The sequence below is a fragment of the Pseudoalteromonas sp. G5_S1_14_S5 genome (assembly GCF_054968605.1).
In genome coordinates, this window is sequence record NZ_JBQKUM010000059.1 from 14,304 (window position 1) to 30,393 (window position 16,090).

Consider the following 16,090-nt stretch of genomic DNA (forward strand, 5'->3'; position numbering starts at 1 on the left):
ACAAACTATGACAACCTTATTAATCAAGAACGCAAAACTTCAAGGCCAAGAAGGCTTGAAACAGATTCTGATTGAAAATGGTCAATTTTCTCGCATTCTCGATAATGACGCGCAAATCAACCATCAGGGCGAAACTCTTGATGCACAAGGCGGCATTGCGGTTTCTCCTTTCTGTGAACCGCACATTCACCTAGACACAACTCAAACAGCTGGTGAGCCTAACTGGAATATCTCTGGTACTTTGTTTGAAGGTATTGAGCGTTGGGCTGAGCGCAAAGAACTGCTGTCAATTGAAGATGTTAAGTCACGTGCGAAGCAAACTTTGAAATGGCAAATTGCCAACGGTGTACAACACGTTCGTACTCACGTAGACGTTTCTGATCCAACGTTAGTCGCGCTAAAAGCGATGGTTGAAGTACGTGAAGAGATGAAAGAATGGGTCGACATCCAGATCGTTGCATTCCCTCAAGAAGGCATTCTGTCTTATCCGAACGGCAAAGAACTTCTAGAAGAAGCGGTGAAGATCGGTGCTGATGTTATCGGTGCTATTCCGCACTTTGAATTCACTCGTGAATACGGTGTTGAATCAATACACTATGTATTTGAACTTGCACGTAAATACGACTGCTTGATCGACGTTCACTGTGATGAAATCGATGACGAGCAATCTCGTTTTGTTGAGACACTTGCAGCCTTAGCTCACAAGTTCGAAATGGGTGAAAAGGTAACCGCAAGCCATACAACAGCGATGGGCTCTTACAATGGTGCTTACGCATCTCGCCTATTCCGCCTGTTGAAAATGTCTGGCATCAACTTCGTAGCAAACCCGTTAGTGAACATTCACTTACAAGGTCGTTTCGATGATTACCCGAAACGTCGCGGCGTAACTCGCGTTAAAGAGATGCTAGCTGCCAACATCAACATTTGTTTTGGCCACGATGATGTCTTTGACCCATGGTACCCACTAGGCACGGCAAATATGCTTCAAGTACTGCATATGGGCCTGCATGTGACTCAAGTGATGGGCTACGACCAAATCAACAACTCGCTTGATTTGATTAGCAAAAACTCTGCTCGTACACTGAACATCCAAGACAACTACGGTATCGAAGAAGGTAAGCCTGGTAGCCTACTGATTCTTCCTGCTGAAAACGGTTTTGATGCAGTACGTCGTCAAGTGCCCGTGCAGTACTCAGTACGTCACGGTAAAGTGATCGCAGAGACACAACCAGCGAAGACCAAAATTAATCTAGATAAAACGGAAGATGTAAGCTTTAAACGCTAATATCATCTATAATTATCATCGAATAAAAGGAAGCTGAGATGCTTCCTTTTGTTGTGTTGTTTGAAGCGATAAAACTATCACTAATTCAGTGTGTTTTTTGTGGATTCGCACGGTATGACAAAAAAAACACTGATTTCGCAATCAATGTGTGTACATCTCGAAAGACTGTGTTAACATGCACTCGCTCTGTTAGCCGGAGTTATTTAAGTTAGATGAATAGTAAAAAATTAACATGTAAAATCGTTACCCGTTTTTGTAAGTAGTTTTTCCTTATTTCTTAGCAATATTAAATAATTCAATTATCAGCGCATTGCATTGAATGCAATCAACAATTTAGAAAATTTATGAATAAGGGACAAATTATGTCTAACACAAATACTGGCACTGTAAAATGGTTTAACGAAGAGAAAGGTTTCGGTTTCATTTCTCAAGACAACGGCGGCGCTGACGTATTCGTACACTTCCGTGCTATCGTTTCTGAAGGTTTCAAAACTCTGAAAGAAGGCCAAAAGGTTTCTTTCGAAGTTGAAAACGGTCAAAAAGGCCTACAAGCAGCAAACGTTGTTGCTCAATAATTAGCATTTAGCTAATAAAGAATTTTAAAGCGCTGATTTTTATCGGCGTTTTTTTGTATCTGTCGAAAAGTTTCTACCCCCTCCTACTACTCAGCACTACTCCACGCTTAAATCACCTGCAGTTATAGCAAGCTCATTTCAACTTACTCACTTAAAGCGTCGTTTCTTCAACTCCTTGCCTAGCTTCATTACTGCCATCTACATCGCTGTTGCAAAATGAACAACCCAAAATATGGTTAAAGAACAATTCATTAAATCGCCGTTATAAGTACGTAATCGATATACATAATAAAAATGAGTGATTTATCCAACCCTCATCCATTAATTATATAATTTTTAAAGCAAAGCTCCTCGAAATCCGCTAACCTTGTCCACAAGTGGCTTTAGTTGGTTTGATATCTGCAGTAAACATAATGAACAAAGACGAATTTCAGAAATCCACCGCTAATCTAAAGAAAGCGGTGCCTCTTATGATGAAGAATAGGGTGTCAACCACACCTGCAAATTACGCCCTTTGGTACACCTATGTCGATAATGCGATTCCGCAACTGACTAAAGAGATGGATGGAGTGCTGGAGCATTATGGCATCTGCCCTCCGGCTGTTGGTGAACAGCTTTACAACAATTACGTTGCCAGCAAATCAGAAACTAATATCAATGATCTTCGCGCTAACTTAGAGCTATTGGTAGCTGAAGTATCAAACTCTATGAATGATACGCTAACGGATACTTCAGCTTTCTCGAATATGATCGATAAAAGCTTTGAAGATCTGTCTCGCGTTGAAAATGAAAGCCTCTCTATCGACGAAGTGATGTCTCTAGTACGTCAGCTTGTTTCTGAGTCTCGAAACATCCGTCATTCAACTCAATTCTTGAATTCTCAGCTCAACTCAGCGACCTCTGAAATCTCTAAGCTCAAAAGCCAGCTTGTTGAAGTTCAGAAAGACGCACTGTTTGACAGCACCACCACCCTATACAACCGTCGTTCTTTCGACCGCGACTTAGAAACGCTCTGCGAAGCGAACCAGTCTCTGTGTTTGATTCTCCTCGACATCGACCATTTTAAGAACTTCAACGACACCTATGGTCACCTGTTTGGCGACATGGTTCTTAGAGGCATCGCTCGTAAGCTCAAGTTAAGCTGTCGTGAAGGCATTTCGGCTTATCGCTTTGGCGGTGAAGAATTTGCACTGATTGTTCCGAATAAATCAATACGCATCGCACGCCAACTGGCTGACACTAACCGTCGTTCGTTAGAAAAGCTGTCGATTAAAGACCGTCGCAGTGGTGAACAAGTCGGAAATATTACCGCTTCTTTCGGTGTGGCTGAACTCGAACCAGGCGAGTCACCACATTCATTGATTGAACGCGCTGATAAGTTGCTTTACGAAGCCAAAACACTTGGCCGTAATCGCGTTATGCCGCTTTAAAAACAATCACTTGCTAGGCGATTGAAGCCAAATACGCGTAGTGAATATTTATTAAAACTAGAAAGCCCCAAAGGCGTTACCTTTGGGGCTTTTTGTTTACTGTGCTCTTGGCTCTGATAACTAGGCTTTAAATTTGGAAGCAATAGTTAAGGCAGTAATCCTCACCACTTTTCGCTCTAAATTCTTTATCTTCACTGCACGCCTTTGGCTTACCCTTTTCATCGCCTTTAACTAGGCTGATCCAGTGGCGCATCGCAGCAATAGTTTCTTGTTGTAAAGTCGTATTCGTTACTTCAGTTGGTGCTTGACCGAATGTCGTGCACGATTCCAGTTGGATATCATCTATCTCTACCAGTTCAATGCAACCAGTGCCTTTGTGACAACCAAACATCACTTCTAAGTGGCTTCCGCTATCATCACGGAACAAGATTGAATCAGGATCGCTCTTCTCACCCATGTAGGCTACAAAGTGCTTAGGGTATTTTAAGCCGCTGTGCTGTCCGTCTTTGAAGTAAGCCATGATATGACGGTAATCGACTACATAGCTTGTTACATCTTGGTGAGAGCCATGCTCAAGAGGAAATAGACGGTCAAGCAATTGCTTTGCTTTAACTTGCTTCTCACTTTGCTGGTTTGCACTGATTGTCTCCACGGCAAAGACAGCTTCAGCGATAAATGGCTTTGATTGTTTTTGGGTTTCTGTTTTATCGAGTGTAAGCATATTCATAGTCTTTCCCTCTTGACTAGTCCGGTGAAAACCACCGATTCATAACGCAAAAATGTGTGCTAGAGCAATTATTCCAAACAAACGTTTAACTTATTTATCATTTTGTGAATTGCTTAGTTTGTAGATTAGCGCTTTTTTACATACAATTTCACAACAAAAATTTTACAATGTGAATTTTACAAATATGGCCTTGTCAAAAAGTTTAGTTCGTCAGTCACATTTCCTAGGTACGAAGATACGTAACCTTAGGAAACGTAACCATTTAACGATGGAAGATCTGTCTGCGCGTTGTATTAGAATCAACCCAGAGTATGCGCCTTCCGTTTCTTACCTCTCTATGATCGAACGTGGAAAGCGAGTACCAAGCATCGATATGCTTGAAGTCATTGCGCAGGTCTTCCAAAAGAGCCCAACATGGTTTCTTGACGACGAATCAGAACAGCAAGCCATTGCTCCCGACAAGGGTAATCGAGGCGGGATCAGCGGTATGGCTCTTGAGCCTAGCTTCCTTTTCTCTAACGATATCCTGCAAATCGCGATACCAGAGATGTTGTCGCAAACAGGTATCTCCGGGCGCCAATTCGCACATCTATTGATCAGGGCCCACCAAGAGAGCCACCAGAACCACTTCCCTGACCTTGAGCGGGCTGCAGAAGAGGTAGGTCTAAAACGACTCAACCTCAGCATAGAAGACCTAATAGACATCGCTAGAAGCCTCGGAATCAACATCCGCTGGGTAACACGCACACCGCAAGACGTAGTCGATGAACTTGGCATCAACGCCAAACAGTTGGTAACGTCCTTCTTTGAACCGCCTGGCACCATCTTCTTAAATGAAATCCTCAAGGAGTATCCAACGCGTTTGAAATACGACTTGTCGGTGTACATCGGCCATTGTATTTTGCATAGCAAAGAAGGGTTAAAGAGTGTGTTGTCTGTTGGTAATAACAACACCTGGGACGACAACCAAGTGTCAGGCTCCTCCCAACTCAACTCTCAAGATATTTTGCAAGCATGGCGAGATTTTGAATCGAGCTTCTTTGCTGGAGCGCTACTGTGCCCTAAAGTTCCATTCAGACAGTTACTTGACCGTACCGGTTATGAAATCGACGTTCACAAAAGAGCAGGGGTTTCCCCCTCTGTTGCGATGCGTCGAATGACGGTAGTATCGCCCTACCCTCACTGGCACTATTTTGATGCTTATGGACCGGGGAAACTCAAGGCTGTATACCGCGGGAACGGGATTCCACTGCCTTGGGGAAATATGAGAACGGTGGCCGACCCATGTCAACATTGGGCAGTGTTCCGTCGATTATCTGAGCCCCGTGCGGGTAGCTCGGCTCAAATCTCCATCTTGAATGTGGGAGATGAGCCAAGAATCTACTGTTGTGAATCCATCAATATGACGGATCCAGCGGGTAACAATCGCGTATTATGTGCAGGCATAGACCTCAACCCTGCGATTGATGCCCAAGGCGGTAATTCAAGAGAAATAGCAGAGCAGCTTAAGGCTTCATGCGTTAATAATGGCGGTTCTGTAGCTATCCCACGAAACATCAAGAAAGATCTCACGACAATAGCCAAGATTCTAAATATAAATTGGATTGAACGTGGGATTGAAACAGAGGCGAGGCTTATATGCTCCAGAGGCGGAGAGTGCCCGCGCCAACCAAGCTGTTATTCCAAATGCGGTGAGTGTTAATGGATAATTCGGTTTGCTTGGTTTTGGAAGAGAGTAAGAAGTAAAACATAAATAGAACCTCAAATTCAGACAAAAAAAACCAATCACAAAAGGGTGATTGGTCATATATTTTGTGTGAACAATAAAGGTTCACTAACAACGTCAGTTGGCTAGGTGACCCTCGGCTTAAAAAGGATCACCCCTTACAATGCAGCATACGTGCCAACTTTTAAATCACCTATTTACTACGCATCTGGACACGTATTCGCCGTAAATTCATGTTTTTTTTGCAAACTGGAATTGCAAATTGCAAATAACAACAAAAACGCTAGTGATTATGTTGTTATCAAAAAATCATTAAAAATTGGTTACCCTTGAGTCAAGGCACTATTTTTTAGTTTATTCAATAGGTTTTGCCTACACCAGCTCTCTTCTTTTCAGAGCATCACGCATAAAAAAACGCGAACATTGATAATCAATATTCGCGTTTCTTCGATTCAACACAAACTGAAGAGGTTTCCTAGAAACGTCGCTCTGCTTAACGCCCTACCCTCAGTTCATATAGTGCTAGTTTTACTTTTGAGGTGCTGGCTTCGAGCGGGAACGAGACGGTTTAATCGCTGAAGGCTTATTTGTTGATGGCTTGTTTGATGACTTACCCGATCCGTAACTACCACCGTATCCAGATTTCTTCGCTTTGCCAGAGCCTGTCGGTTTACCTTGATTGTTTTTTGAACCCCGACGACTTTGTGAACCCGAGTTGCTTTGTGAACCTGAGTGGGTTGGTGAATTAGAGTAGTTCGAAGCTGGCTTCTTACCGGTATTCCCACGCTTGAAGTTACTGCCATTGTTTCTTACTGACTTCTCTTCACCAACAGCGTTTGAACCGTTTTCAGCTGGCTTCCTAGCATGTGTAGGTTTACGTTTTGGGGCAGAACCTGTACCTGGTACATGGCGCTTGTTCTTACCTGCAGGCTTATGACCGCGAGCATTATCACCCGAGCGTTGGCCATCCACATGTTCACGTGGTTGTTTCGCTTTCTTCGGCTTTTTAGGCTTGATTGGACGTGTATCCAAACGAGACTCAGGTAGCTTATTAACTGGGGAGAAACCTTCCAGTTCACGACGCACTAGCACTTGCTGGATCAGGCGCTCAATTCCGAAAAGCTCACCAACTTCATCAGCACAAACCAATGAAATTGCTTTGCCAACTTCACCAGCACGGCCTGTACGACCGATGCGGTGTACATAGTCTTCTGATACGTGTGGAAGGTCGAAGTTAACCACTTGAGGTAATTGTGGGATATCAATACCACGAGCCGCGATATCAGTTGCAACCAATACTCGCACCTTGCCCGTTTTGAAGTTCTCTAACGCTTTGGTACGAGCGCCCTGGCTCTTGTTACCATGAATAGGAGCAGCCGTAATGCCTTGTTCATCCAGGAAACGAGCCAACTTATTAGCACCGTGCTTAGTTTTGCTAAATACCAACACCTGACGCCAATCATTGTCTTTGATCAGCTTCGCAAGCATTGGGCTCTTTTTCTTCTTATCTACTGGGTAGATACTCTGTTCAACAGTTTTCGCCGTTGAGTTTGCAGGGCTTACTGAGATTTCAACCGGGTTATTAACCAGGCCTTTCGCCAGGCTACGGATATCATCAGAGAAGGTTGCAGAGAACAGTAGGTTCTGACGTTTCTTAGGTAAGAAAGCCAAGATCTTACGAATATCGCGGATGAAACCCATGTCTAGCATACGGTCTGCTTCATCTAGGACTAGGATCTCAAGTTGATCGAAGCGCACAGCATTTTGGTTGTATAGATCAAGCAAGCGACCCGGTGTTGCCACAAGCACATCACTGCCTTTACGCAGTTTTTGCATCTGAGGGTTAATTTTTACGCCACCGAATACCACACTCGAAGTCAAAGGTAGATTAATACCGTACTTAACAACACTGCCATTCACCTGAGCCGCAAGTTCACGAGTCGGTGTTAATACTAATGCGCGCACTTGGTTCTGACGAACACGAGGACCATTTGACAGCAATTCAAGAATAGGTAGCGTGAAGCCAGCAGTTTTACCTGTCCCTGTTTGAGCAGCGGCCATTACGTCTTTGCCCGTCAGGACAGCTGGCACGGCTTTCTCTTGGATTGGTGATGGCTTATCGTAACCTTGTGCTTCAATAGCTTTAAGGATTGGTTCTGAAAGGCCAAGGGAGGTAAAACTCATAGATTATTTTCTCAGTTGAATAACATTTAGTTCGAGCGACAAATGGTAAAGGGTGCCGCTACAGCTTTTGCCGATCAAATCATTGACACGGAGCAAAGCGCGGTATTCTGAGGCTTTTCCCCACATTCAGCAACTAAATTCTAATCGCAACTGAAATTATCTCTAGGTTATCTGACGCTTCTGGTCGTACATTTTTTCATCAGCCGCTTTCAATAAGGCATCGACGTCACTGTAGCTGTCGTTATAAATCACCCAACCGACACTAATTCTGAGATAAATTGAGTGCGCCTCGTAAGTAACCGGCGTTTCGCAGATAGCAACTTGTAGCTTTATGGTAATCGAAGCCACATGTTGCTCATCAATAATACGCGGTAGTAGAACCAAGAACTCATCCCCACCAATTCGTGCGACAATATCGGAAGTACGTAGCTTACCCTTAATTCGCTTCGCACACTCAACTAACACCTTATCACCCGCTGCATGCCCATAGGTATCGTTGATTGCCTTAAAGCCATCGAGATCGATGTTCACTACTGCAAAGGTTTTCGCTGGCTGTTTCTGTACAGTTCTGAATGCTTGCTTAAGGCTATACATAAAGTAACGGCGGTTTGGCAGCATCGTTAGCTCGTCATGCATGGAGCGGCTATCAGCAATCCGATATAGGCGATAAATCGCAATAAAGGCAATCGCAAGCATCAACATTATGGTGTAACCCACGAGCCTAACTGTTTGGACTCGATACCAAGGCACATCAATAAGCACATGATCATTACCCGATAACGCTAAGTACCATCCCCCGTATGGAAAGTTAACTTGTTCGGTAGTAAAGGCATTAGAAAACACCTCTTGCGTCCCATAAAACACCTCACCATCTTTCCCGGCACTGTTTGTACCGCGAATGGCTAAGTTATATTTGTTTTCAATTTTACCAACACCTACATCTTCTAACAGTGCATCTAGGTCGATAACCGCGCTCGATACGCCCCAATAGTTTTGGTTAAAAGGAGGATCTCTAAAGATCGGAGTTCTTGTTATTAAGGCTTGCCCACCTTGGAACAGATCAAAAGGCCCCGCAATAAAGGTGTTACCTATGTTGCGAGCGATCTCTACCGACTCCCATTGTATTGGATGATCTCGATAGTCGATACCAAGGATTTGTTCGTTGCCTTCCAGTGGATAAACAAAATTAAGCACATCGTTTTCAGCGAGGCCGATTAAGCGAATGTGGAAGCCATCTCGAATGATGTTCTGAGCAATCTGGTCCCAACCTTTTTGATCTCCATTAGGATTGAGCGTCACAAGTGTTGAGAAGTTATTGAGAATATACATGTCTGAGACGATCGTCGCTTCTATGCGAGATCGAATAATGGAGAGCTGCTTTTTAGCGACCGAGTAGGATTCATTTTTAAAAAAGGTCAATTGCTTAGCGTGAAAGTGCTCAATTGCACTCACGACAACAAAGAAGAATAACAACGATAATACTTTGGCAGGCCACTGCTTACTAAAACGACTTGGCATTCAAGAACCTCTAACACTTTTGTTCTGTTTAATGCCTTTTATCGGCTCATTTCTGGCTTATTGTGTCAGTATGCCGACAAGCGATTAAAAATCCGCACTTAAAGTCTGGTCTACACTCATTATTGAGTCATTCATCACTCCAAGCCAGCTAACTACACTGATTATTCAATAAAAAAACCTAAATGAACCTTATGAAAGCTTACATTGTATTGACCCAAACCTTACATTAAAGGATTCACCGGTGTTATTTTATACTTACGATTAATCAGCTTGGTACTTTACTCATATGAAGTTAAAAACTCTCACTCTGTGCACCTTGTTATCAACTTCTGTTGCCATTGCGTTCCACGCACAAGCTTCTCCTGAAACAAACGCGGCTGTTGACGGACAAGATAACCATAGCGCAACAAACGTACCAACTGTTCAATCGCATGCTGAATCTCTCTACTCTCAAGAACAATCTTTCAAACAATCAGCCGACTTGATTCGTCAGACCTATGAAAGCCAGCTTTACACGCTGCCGGCTTTTAAAGAGGGGCATTACGGACTGCGCATGTATCGTCAAACATTAGATGATAAATACGCTGCAGCGATATGGAGCGATATGGCTCGCGTGGCAAGTAAGCTCAGCAGCCTGTCTAATGACGTCCATTCCATGGAGCAGATCGTTCTATATTCAGAAAAACGAGTGTCTTCTTATGTCGGCGATGACGATGAGCGTAGTGTACGACGTTACAACATTACCAAACATATGCCCGAGTACCTCTACCTTGGCGTAGACCTTCTGGGCTCCATGGCTCGTGCCAATGAATACGGTTTAGGGCATAAGAACGATGCCAAACTACGCGAAATCATTCGTCGCTATGACTTTTCTCGTTATGTCACCAATGAAGACATGGTGAAAGCGTGGGCTGCTCAGCTCGCTAATCAGGTTTATTGGCTACGCCAACTGGGTGAGCAAGATGTCGTTGATGAGTTCGTCGACACCTTCAAAAAAGCGTACCCTAACGACAAGGATAAAAAGCTCTCTAGCCAGCAGTTTGGCAATAAGATTTACGGCATGACACACGTCATCTTCGGTGACTCTGAGTACTACCAACATCTGGTCAGCGAACAAGAACACCAATGGATCTACGATTACTTTAGAGAGAACATCGATACTATCCTGCTGCGAGCCAAAGAAGATGTGATTGCCGAGGTTGGCTTAACCTTCCTATTGGCAGGCCTTGAAGATGATCCAGTGGTAGAGAAGACTCGACTTGCTATCCAATCCTCGATTGATAAGAAGCGCGGTATGATCCCTTCAATCACCGGTGATTTTGACCTTGAATACGGGGAGCACCGCAACGTATTGGCAATCATGTTGCTTGACTGGCAACAGGTGAATGAAGCACCAACCTTCAAAGGGAACCCCAAGGTATTTAAAACCATCCCTTACGGGCTCGTTGAAAATAAATAGAGCACTTAAGCCAGACAACAAAAGCCAAAAAGCCGCATTCCTTTAAGGCGTGAGGCTTTTTAATGCCTGAAACATATCAATAGCGCGGACAAAGCATAACGCTAAAACGCTAAAACGCTAAAACGCTAAAACAGCCTTGTTCATCACTATAGTGAAGTCACCTTCGGTGTAACCCTCAATCAAAGAGACATCGTCACACAGCGTTTTACAGAAGCGATAAACACCTTGAGGATGATAGCTCATCAAGGTATTACGCGAGGGGTACTGACTAGAGCTAAGAAGGTTAAATATAACGGTTTGATTCGCTAGGTCAAACATCCGAGTAATCATATTAGTCAGGTAATCAGAATCTCGACATAGGTAATTCAATGAACCACTAGCAATAACCACATCATGGGTTTCAAGAGGCATCTTGCTCATATCACCCGCAATAAATTGGCAGCGAGCTGCTGTGTAATTTGCTTAGCCGTTTTAAGGAAGCCAGAGTGCTGGTCGACCCCTGTGTATGATTGGAGACGATAAATGCTGTCGAGTAGTCCAAACAGATCTCCGTAACCACACCCTAAGTCCAAAACACTTTTTTTCTCAAAATCTGTAGCGTGTGCGATCACTTCGAAGCGACACAACTGGCTCTCTTCATTGGTCCAACCTAGAGACTTTGCTTTGTCCCCTTTCCAACGATGAGTTTGCTTTCGGTGATACCAATACACCTTAAAACGATCGCGCCAATGCATTACATGCAACTCAACCACATAGTCAGACTCGCTAGGTTTCAGAGTCGTTAGTAAATAAGCCACCGATCTTGTAGCCAATTGCATAACAAACCGCGGCAACGGTCACGAAAACCAGTGCTGAGAAGTAGTACGCTGCCGATGCTGCTACACCCGCGCCCCAGACAACACTAAATACCAAACCTAGATAAGCTTCTTTTGGCCACTGAGATATAGGAAACTGTTCACCACCAGCAATAAGATAAACCATCGCAAATAAGCCAATGAAGGTGGTGATAAGACCAATGAGAACGCGCATGTTCATGGGAAGACCTTTGATTTATTGAATTTGGTGCCACTATTGTTCATCGGTACCCAATATCACTACTCGAAACCGCATATGACTAGTCGCAACCCAATAATATTCAAGTATATAGGATAAAAGAGGCTTGTTCTATTACTCTTCAGCGTGAAGCTTTTCGCACTCTACAGCAAGAAAAACCTAGTCCTCATCTCATTCGACTTTGTAACAGACAAAAACAGCGGAGACCTTCTTTACGTAAACTCCGTAAGCAAGGCCTCCGCTTTAACTGAATCTAGCGGCTTTTGCTCAATCTAGATTAAAGCAGGATGAAGATACCCGCTAAACATGCACTCATTAAGTTTGCTAGCGTACCAGCAGCGACTGCTTTCAAACCTAAGTTCGCTACTTCTGCGCGACGCTCTGGCGCCATTACACCGATAGACCCCAGTTGAATCGCAATAGAGCCAATATTAGCAAAGCCACACAGTGCAAATGTCACAATCACTTGGCTGTGTTCAGACAGTAGCGCTTTATTTTCAACGAAGTCGATGAAAGCAACAAACTCGTTCATTACGATCTTCTGACCAATGTAAGAACCCGCCATTAATACTTCATCACTCGGAATACCGATTAGCCATGCTAGTGGTGAGAATAGGTAACCGAAGATAGCTTGTAGCGTGATACCCGCAAAGCCGAACGTATCACCTAGGCTTTCTAAGCCAGTGTTTACCATGGCAATCACACTCACAAATGCAATCAACATCGTACCAACGGCTACCGCAACCTTCATACCGTTCATCGCACCGCTAGCCAATGCATCAATTACATTGCTTTGGTCAGCTTTATCTAGCTCAATGTGGTCGTAGTCGCTCGGTGTGCTGCGTTCAGGAACGATGATCTTCGCCATTAACAAGCTCCCCGGAGCCGCCATGAAGCTCGCAGCAATAAGGTATTTAAGTTCAACACCTAAGCCTGCATAACCACCAAGCACACTGCCAGCTACTGATGCCATACCACCTGCCATTACAGCAAACAGTTCAGAACGAGTCATAGACTTTAAAAAAGGACGAATAAGAAGAGGAGACTCACCCTGAGAAAGGAAGATATTACCGGTCGCAACCAGAGATTCAGCTTTACTGGTGCCAAGCAGTTTTTGCACCGCTCCGCCTAAGATTTGAATCACTTTTTGCATGATGCCTAAGTAATAAAGCGCAGAGATCAAAGCACTGAAGAAGATAATGATTGGAAGTACGCGAACCGCGAAAATGAAACCTTCAGTAGCAAGATCAGCGAAAAGGAAAGCAATACCCGCATCAGCAAAACCAAGCAGGCTAGAAACACCATTACTTAGACTTGTTAACGCTAACTGTCCCCATGGGAAATACAAAACTAAAGCTGCGAAGCCGATTTGAAGTAGTAGTGCACGGATCACCGTTTTCCAGTTAATCGAAGAACGACTTTCAGATAGCAGGTACGCGCAAGCAATCAGTGCAATAACACCGACAAAACCAAATAGAATATTCATAATGTGTCCTAGTAATCCTCATAGAGTGAACATGAGCCAAGCGAATGACATCAAAGGAACAGGACAAAGAACCGCAAGCAAAACGCTACGCGACGAAGGGGCTAACAAAGTTAGCGACTGTAACAACGAGTTGTTCATGTAAAAATCACCTTATACAAGCAGTGGAACGTAGCTGGTCCGGTCCGTGGGGTCATTCACATATCCATGTGACGGCTTGTATTGGCTAAGCACCGGCTTAAAACCGGAAGAGAAGTATAAACAGTTGATTGAGACTTTCATCACATTTTTTAACGCAAACGATCGCGCGGTCACAAAACATACAAAACGAGCTTTTTACCGAGACGATTAACTTTATCAACAAGAAATAGGATAAATAAAATTCGAACCAAAACAAAAAGCCACAAAGTGTGGCTTTTTCAAAATATGATAGAAACAGAAGTGACTAGTTTAGCAATGCACTTTTCAATTCAGTGACTTGGAAGCGCTGTTTATAGATAAGTTGCATTTCATTGATGCCATTATCGCTGCAGACACAGAGCAAGAGATCATCGAGATCTTAAAGCGATACTAACTTCGCTATATTGCTCCTGAGCGAATAAGCCCCCAAATAAAAATTGATAGCCTCGGCTATCGCTTTTCGTCTCTGTTTAATCAATGCCCGCTGTTCATCAAACTCAATTGATTGTACTTACCGGTTACTGAACGCTTGGTTTGATCATCTTAAAATCATAAAGACCGTCGTTGGCGGCTCTTTCTTTGAACAACAACTCCCCGTGGTAAAACATAAAAGCGAGAAGATCGCGCTCATATTCATAAATATAAGCCACAGAACCATCATTATTGATAATGCGACCGGGCTGCCCCAGTTTCTTCGTCACATCTTCAATATTCGCTTGTCGATCGACAAGTTGTTCTAAAACCGCTTCATCATAACCATCTTAATCCATACAACCTGACAAAGCGGCAACCAAAGCTAGCACTATGATTTTCGTTCTCAACATCTTATTCCTTTAATGGTTTTTACAACCATATCAGTAGCCGAGCTCAATCACTGTAAGTCATTGTAAGCGATAGGAATAAAATAAGAAGGGATTGGTACTCACGTTTCGTAAATCGGGTAAGCCCACTTATCCATCGATAGCTCAGAATAATACTGAGCGTGCTTCTTCAAACACTCGAACACTCAAACACTTCACGGTCGAGCTTATGGTTCTCAACATGCTCAGTCAAAATCTCCATTGACTCTTCCAATGTCATCCCTTTTCGATACGGACAAGATTGTGTCAATGCTTGGAACACGTCGACAACTACTACAATTCGACTGAGCTGATCCAGTTCTTCTGCTTTTTTACTCATTGGATAGCCAGAACCGTCTAGCCTTTCATGATGATTTGACGCCCACTCACAAATCTGAGGTGAACTGAACAACTCTTGCAGTGCGAACCTTGTATCCGTTGCATGGCGCTTAATACAGCAATACTCCTCATCAGTGAGTAGGTCTGGTTTGTGGAGGATATCACTTGGCGTTTGCAGCTTACCGATATCATGTACTAACCCTGCTAAATAGAGCTTACGCTGCGTTGTATATGAGTAACCCAGTTGCTTAGCTAAATACTCTGAAAGCTGTCCCACCTTCAACGAATGCTTAAAGGTAAACGAGCTCTTGGTATCCACCACATTAGCAATAAACTCTGCAAAATCGATTTAACCGACTCGTTGCCATGGTTTTTGCTTTCAAAACCTACGTTATCAAGCGCCTTAGCTATACCAAATAGAGCCTTTCTAAGGTCTACGGTTACGTCTTTGGCAATGTTGATTCATTACTTAAGCCTAGAGTTTTTATTGTTCTTATATAGTTAGGTTGCCAATATTGATTCATAGTTAATGTTTATATGCACAACTAATGTAAGGTTTAATGAATTTCGTGATAGTTCTAACGTATCACGGAAAAATCGTGATACAAATGATTGCATATTAAAAAAGGCGACATTATGTTTTGCCGGCTAAAATCCACTCAACTAAACAGTCAAAAAAGGAAATGCATGTTTAAAACAGTTATCGATGACGAATTGTCCATTGCTTTGGTTGAAGAACGTTTCGCCTCTCACTACGCGGAAATCTCACAAAGTCAAAATGAGTATTTAAGTCAGTGGCTTGCATGGCCGCCACATTGTAAAACCGAACAAGATTTTAGGCTCTTCGTGCAGCGATCACTACACGATTACGCAGAAGGTAAAAGTATGACCTGTGCCATTGTGTACCAAGACAATATCGTTGGTAACTGTAGTTTCAATACCATTGATCATGACATGCAAAAAGTGACGATAGGTTATTGGCTGTCTGAACCACACCAAGGAAGGGGAATTGTCACGCGTGTGGTTAAAAAGCTGATTGATATTGCTTTCAATGAGTTAGATATGGAGAAAGTTGAAATATCTGCCGCCGTCGAGAACCAAAGCAGCCGCAAGGTTTGTGAGCGCTTACAATTCAATTTAGAAGGTATCATTACTCGTAGCGAGAACTTGAACGGTCGTATCGTTGACCACGCAATCTATGCTCTTCACCGTTCAAAACAGTAACCGTTTCCGGTCAAAGAGCCACGGTTTAAACTATTGGGTGTCAGTTCAAACCATGGCTTTTATTTGGC

Annotated in this window: 15 protein-coding genes; 6 read left to right on the plus strand and 9 right to left on the minus strand. The window is 43.4% G+C overall.

Annotated features, from left to right (window positions below; genetic code table 11):
* Positions 1 to 7 precede the first annotated feature (7 nt).
* From ACTRWI_RS16550 to ACTRWI_RS16560, 3 genes are all read left to right on the plus strand, one after another.
* Entirely contained in the window at positions 8 to 1,285 is a 1,278-nt protein-coding gene (locus ACTRWI_RS16550; RefSeq protein WP_499132897.1) for a cytosine deaminase, read from the plus strand.
* A 362-nt stretch (positions 1,286 to 1,647) separates the two neighbouring features.
* Complete coding sequence (gene cspE, locus ACTRWI_RS16555; protein WP_004740083.1) at positions 1,648 to 1,860, plus strand: transcription antiterminator/RNA stability regulator CspE; 213 nt, start codon at positions 1,648 to 1,650, stop codon at positions 1,858 to 1,860.
* 413 nt (positions 1,861 to 2,273) lie between these two features.
* Positions 2,274 to 3,290 (plus strand): GGDEF domain-containing protein, encoded by a 1,017-nt coding sequence (locus ACTRWI_RS16560; protein ID WP_499132899.1) that lies wholly within the window; start codon positions 2,274 to 2,276, stop codon positions 3,288 to 3,290.
* 127 nt (positions 3,291 to 3,417) lie between these two features.
* On the opposite strand, the gene ACTRWI_RS16565 is transcribed toward ACTRWI_RS16560, so the two are convergent.
* Positions 3,418 to 4,017, minus strand: a complete 600-nt coding sequence (locus tag ACTRWI_RS16565; protein WP_499132901.1) for an aldolase/citrate lyase/malate synthase family protein — start codon at positions 4,015 to 4,017, stop codon at positions 3,418 to 3,420.
* 184 nt (positions 4,018 to 4,201) lie between these two features.
* Here ACTRWI_RS16565 and ACTRWI_RS16570 point away from each other — a divergent pair, with 184 nt between their 5' ends.
* Positions 4,202 to 5,719 (plus strand): DUF3612 domain-containing protein, encoded by a 1,518-nt coding sequence (locus ACTRWI_RS16570; RefSeq protein WP_499132903.1) that lies wholly within the window; start codon positions 4,202 to 4,204, stop codon positions 5,717 to 5,719.
* Between the two features lie 552 nt (positions 5,720 to 6,271).
* Here ACTRWI_RS16570 and ACTRWI_RS16575 read toward each other — a convergent pair.
* Positions 6,272 to 7,927, minus strand: coding sequence for a DEAD/DEAH box helicase (locus tag ACTRWI_RS16575; protein ID WP_499132905.1), 1,656 nt, complete (start codon positions 7,925 to 7,927; stop codon positions 6,272 to 6,274).
* Positions 7,928 to 8,089: 162 nt separating this feature from the next.
* On the minus strand, positions 8,090 to 9,445 hold the full coding sequence (locus ACTRWI_RS16580) for a diguanylate cyclase domain-containing protein (RefSeq protein WP_499132907.1): 1,356 nt from the start codon (positions 9,443 to 9,445) through the stop codon (positions 8,090 to 8,092).
* Between the two features lie 286 nt (positions 9,446 to 9,731).
* Between ACTRWI_RS16580 and ACTRWI_RS16585 the strand changes: the two genes are divergently transcribed.
* The gene (locus ACTRWI_RS16585; protein ID WP_499132908.1) at positions 9,732 to 10,904 is read left to right on the plus strand and encodes a DUF3541 domain-containing protein; all 1,173 of its coding nucleotides are present in this window, start codon (positions 9,732 to 9,734) and stop codon (positions 10,902 to 10,904) included.
* Positions 10,905 to 11,021: 117 nt separating this feature from the next.
* Here the strand turns inward: ACTRWI_RS16585 and ACTRWI_RS16590 are convergent, their stop codons facing one another.
* The 6 genes from ACTRWI_RS16590 to ACTRWI_RS16615 form a co-directional block, all read right to left on the minus strand.
* Positions 11,022 to 11,324: a hypothetical protein gene (locus ACTRWI_RS16590; RefSeq protein ID WP_499132910.1), complete on the minus strand. Its 303-nt coding sequence runs from the start codon at positions 11,322 to 11,324 to the stop codon at positions 11,022 to 11,024.
* On the minus strand, positions 11,321 to 11,701 hold the full coding sequence (locus ACTRWI_RS16595) for a hypothetical protein (RefSeq protein ID WP_499132912.1): 381 nt from the start codon (positions 11,699 to 11,701) through the stop codon (positions 11,321 to 11,323). The genes ACTRWI_RS16590 and ACTRWI_RS16595 overlap by 4 nt, the downstream gene beginning before the upstream one ends.
* Entirely contained in the window at positions 11,670 to 11,939 is a 270-nt protein-coding gene (locus ACTRWI_RS16600; RefSeq protein ID WP_499132914.1) for a hypothetical protein, read from the minus strand. Before ACTRWI_RS16600 ends, ACTRWI_RS16595 begins: the two co-directional genes overlap by 32 nt.
* 295 nt (positions 11,940 to 12,234) lie before the next feature.
* Entirely contained in the window at positions 12,235 to 13,443 is a 1,209-nt protein-coding gene (locus ACTRWI_RS16605; RefSeq protein ID WP_499132915.1) for a NupC/NupG family nucleoside CNT transporter, read from the minus strand.
* Between the two features lie 695 nt (positions 13,444 to 14,138).
* Positions 14,139 to 14,321, minus strand: coding sequence for a hypothetical protein (locus ACTRWI_RS16610; RefSeq protein WP_499132916.1), 183 nt, complete (start codon positions 14,319 to 14,321; stop codon positions 14,139 to 14,141).
* Between the two features lie 289 nt (positions 14,322 to 14,610).
* Complete coding sequence (locus ACTRWI_RS16615) at positions 14,611 to 15,120, minus strand: HD-GYP domain-containing protein (protein ID WP_499132918.1); 510 nt, start codon at positions 15,118 to 15,120, stop codon at positions 14,611 to 14,613.
* Between the two features lie 365 nt (positions 15,121 to 15,485).
* Between ACTRWI_RS16615 and ACTRWI_RS16620 the strand changes: the two genes are divergently transcribed.
* Positions 15,486 to 16,022: a GNAT family N-acetyltransferase gene (locus ACTRWI_RS16620; protein WP_499132920.1), complete on the plus strand. Its 537-nt coding sequence runs from the start codon at positions 15,486 to 15,488 to the stop codon at positions 16,020 to 16,022.
* The last annotated feature ends 68 nt before the right edge of the window (positions 16,023 to 16,090 follow it).

Bases quoted from the DNA above. Each gene is read 5' to 3' on its own strand.
- ACTRWI_RS16550 (WP_499132897.1), top strand. From the start codon at position 8: ATGACAACCTTATTAATCAAGAACGCAAAACTTCAAGGCCAAGAAGGC.
- cspE (WP_004740083.1), top strand. From the start codon at position 1,648: ATGTCTAACACAAATACTGGCACTGTAAAATGGTTTAACGAAGAGAAA.
- ACTRWI_RS16560 (WP_499132899.1), top strand. From the start codon at position 2,274: ATGAACAAAGACGAATTTCAGAAATCCACCGCTAATCTAAAGAAAGCG.
- ACTRWI_RS16565 (WP_499132901.1), bottom strand. From the start codon at position 4,017: ATGAATATGCTTACACTCGATAAAACAGAAACCCAAAAACAATCAAAG.
- ACTRWI_RS16570 (WP_499132903.1), top strand. From the start codon at position 4,202: ATGGCCTTGTCAAAAAGTTTAGTTCGTCAGTCACATTTCCTAGGTACG.
- ACTRWI_RS16575 (WP_499132905.1), bottom strand. From the start codon at position 7,927: ATGAGTTTTACCTCCCTTGGCCTTTCAGAACCAATCCTTAAAGCTATT.
- ACTRWI_RS16580 (WP_499132907.1), bottom strand. From the start codon at position 9,445: ATGCCAAGTCGTTTTAGTAAGCAGTGGCCTGCCAAAGTATTATCGTTG.
- ACTRWI_RS16585 (WP_499132908.1), top strand. From the start codon at position 9,732: ATGAAGTTAAAAACTCTCACTCTGTGCACCTTGTTATCAACTTCTGTT.
- ACTRWI_RS16590 (WP_499132910.1), bottom strand. From the start codon at position 11,324: ATGAGCAAGATGCCTCTTGAAACCCATGATGTGGTTATTGCTAGTGGT.
- ACTRWI_RS16600 (WP_499132914.1), bottom strand. From the start codon at position 11,939: ATGAACATGCGCGTTCTCATTGGTCTTATCACCACCTTCATTGGCTTA.
- ACTRWI_RS16605 (WP_499132915.1), bottom strand. From the start codon at position 13,443: ATGAATATTCTATTTGGTTTTGTCGGTGTTATTGCACTGATTGCTTGC.
- ACTRWI_RS16620 (WP_499132920.1), top strand. From the start codon at position 15,486: ATGTTTAAAACAGTTATCGATGACGAATTGTCCATTGCTTTGGTTGAA.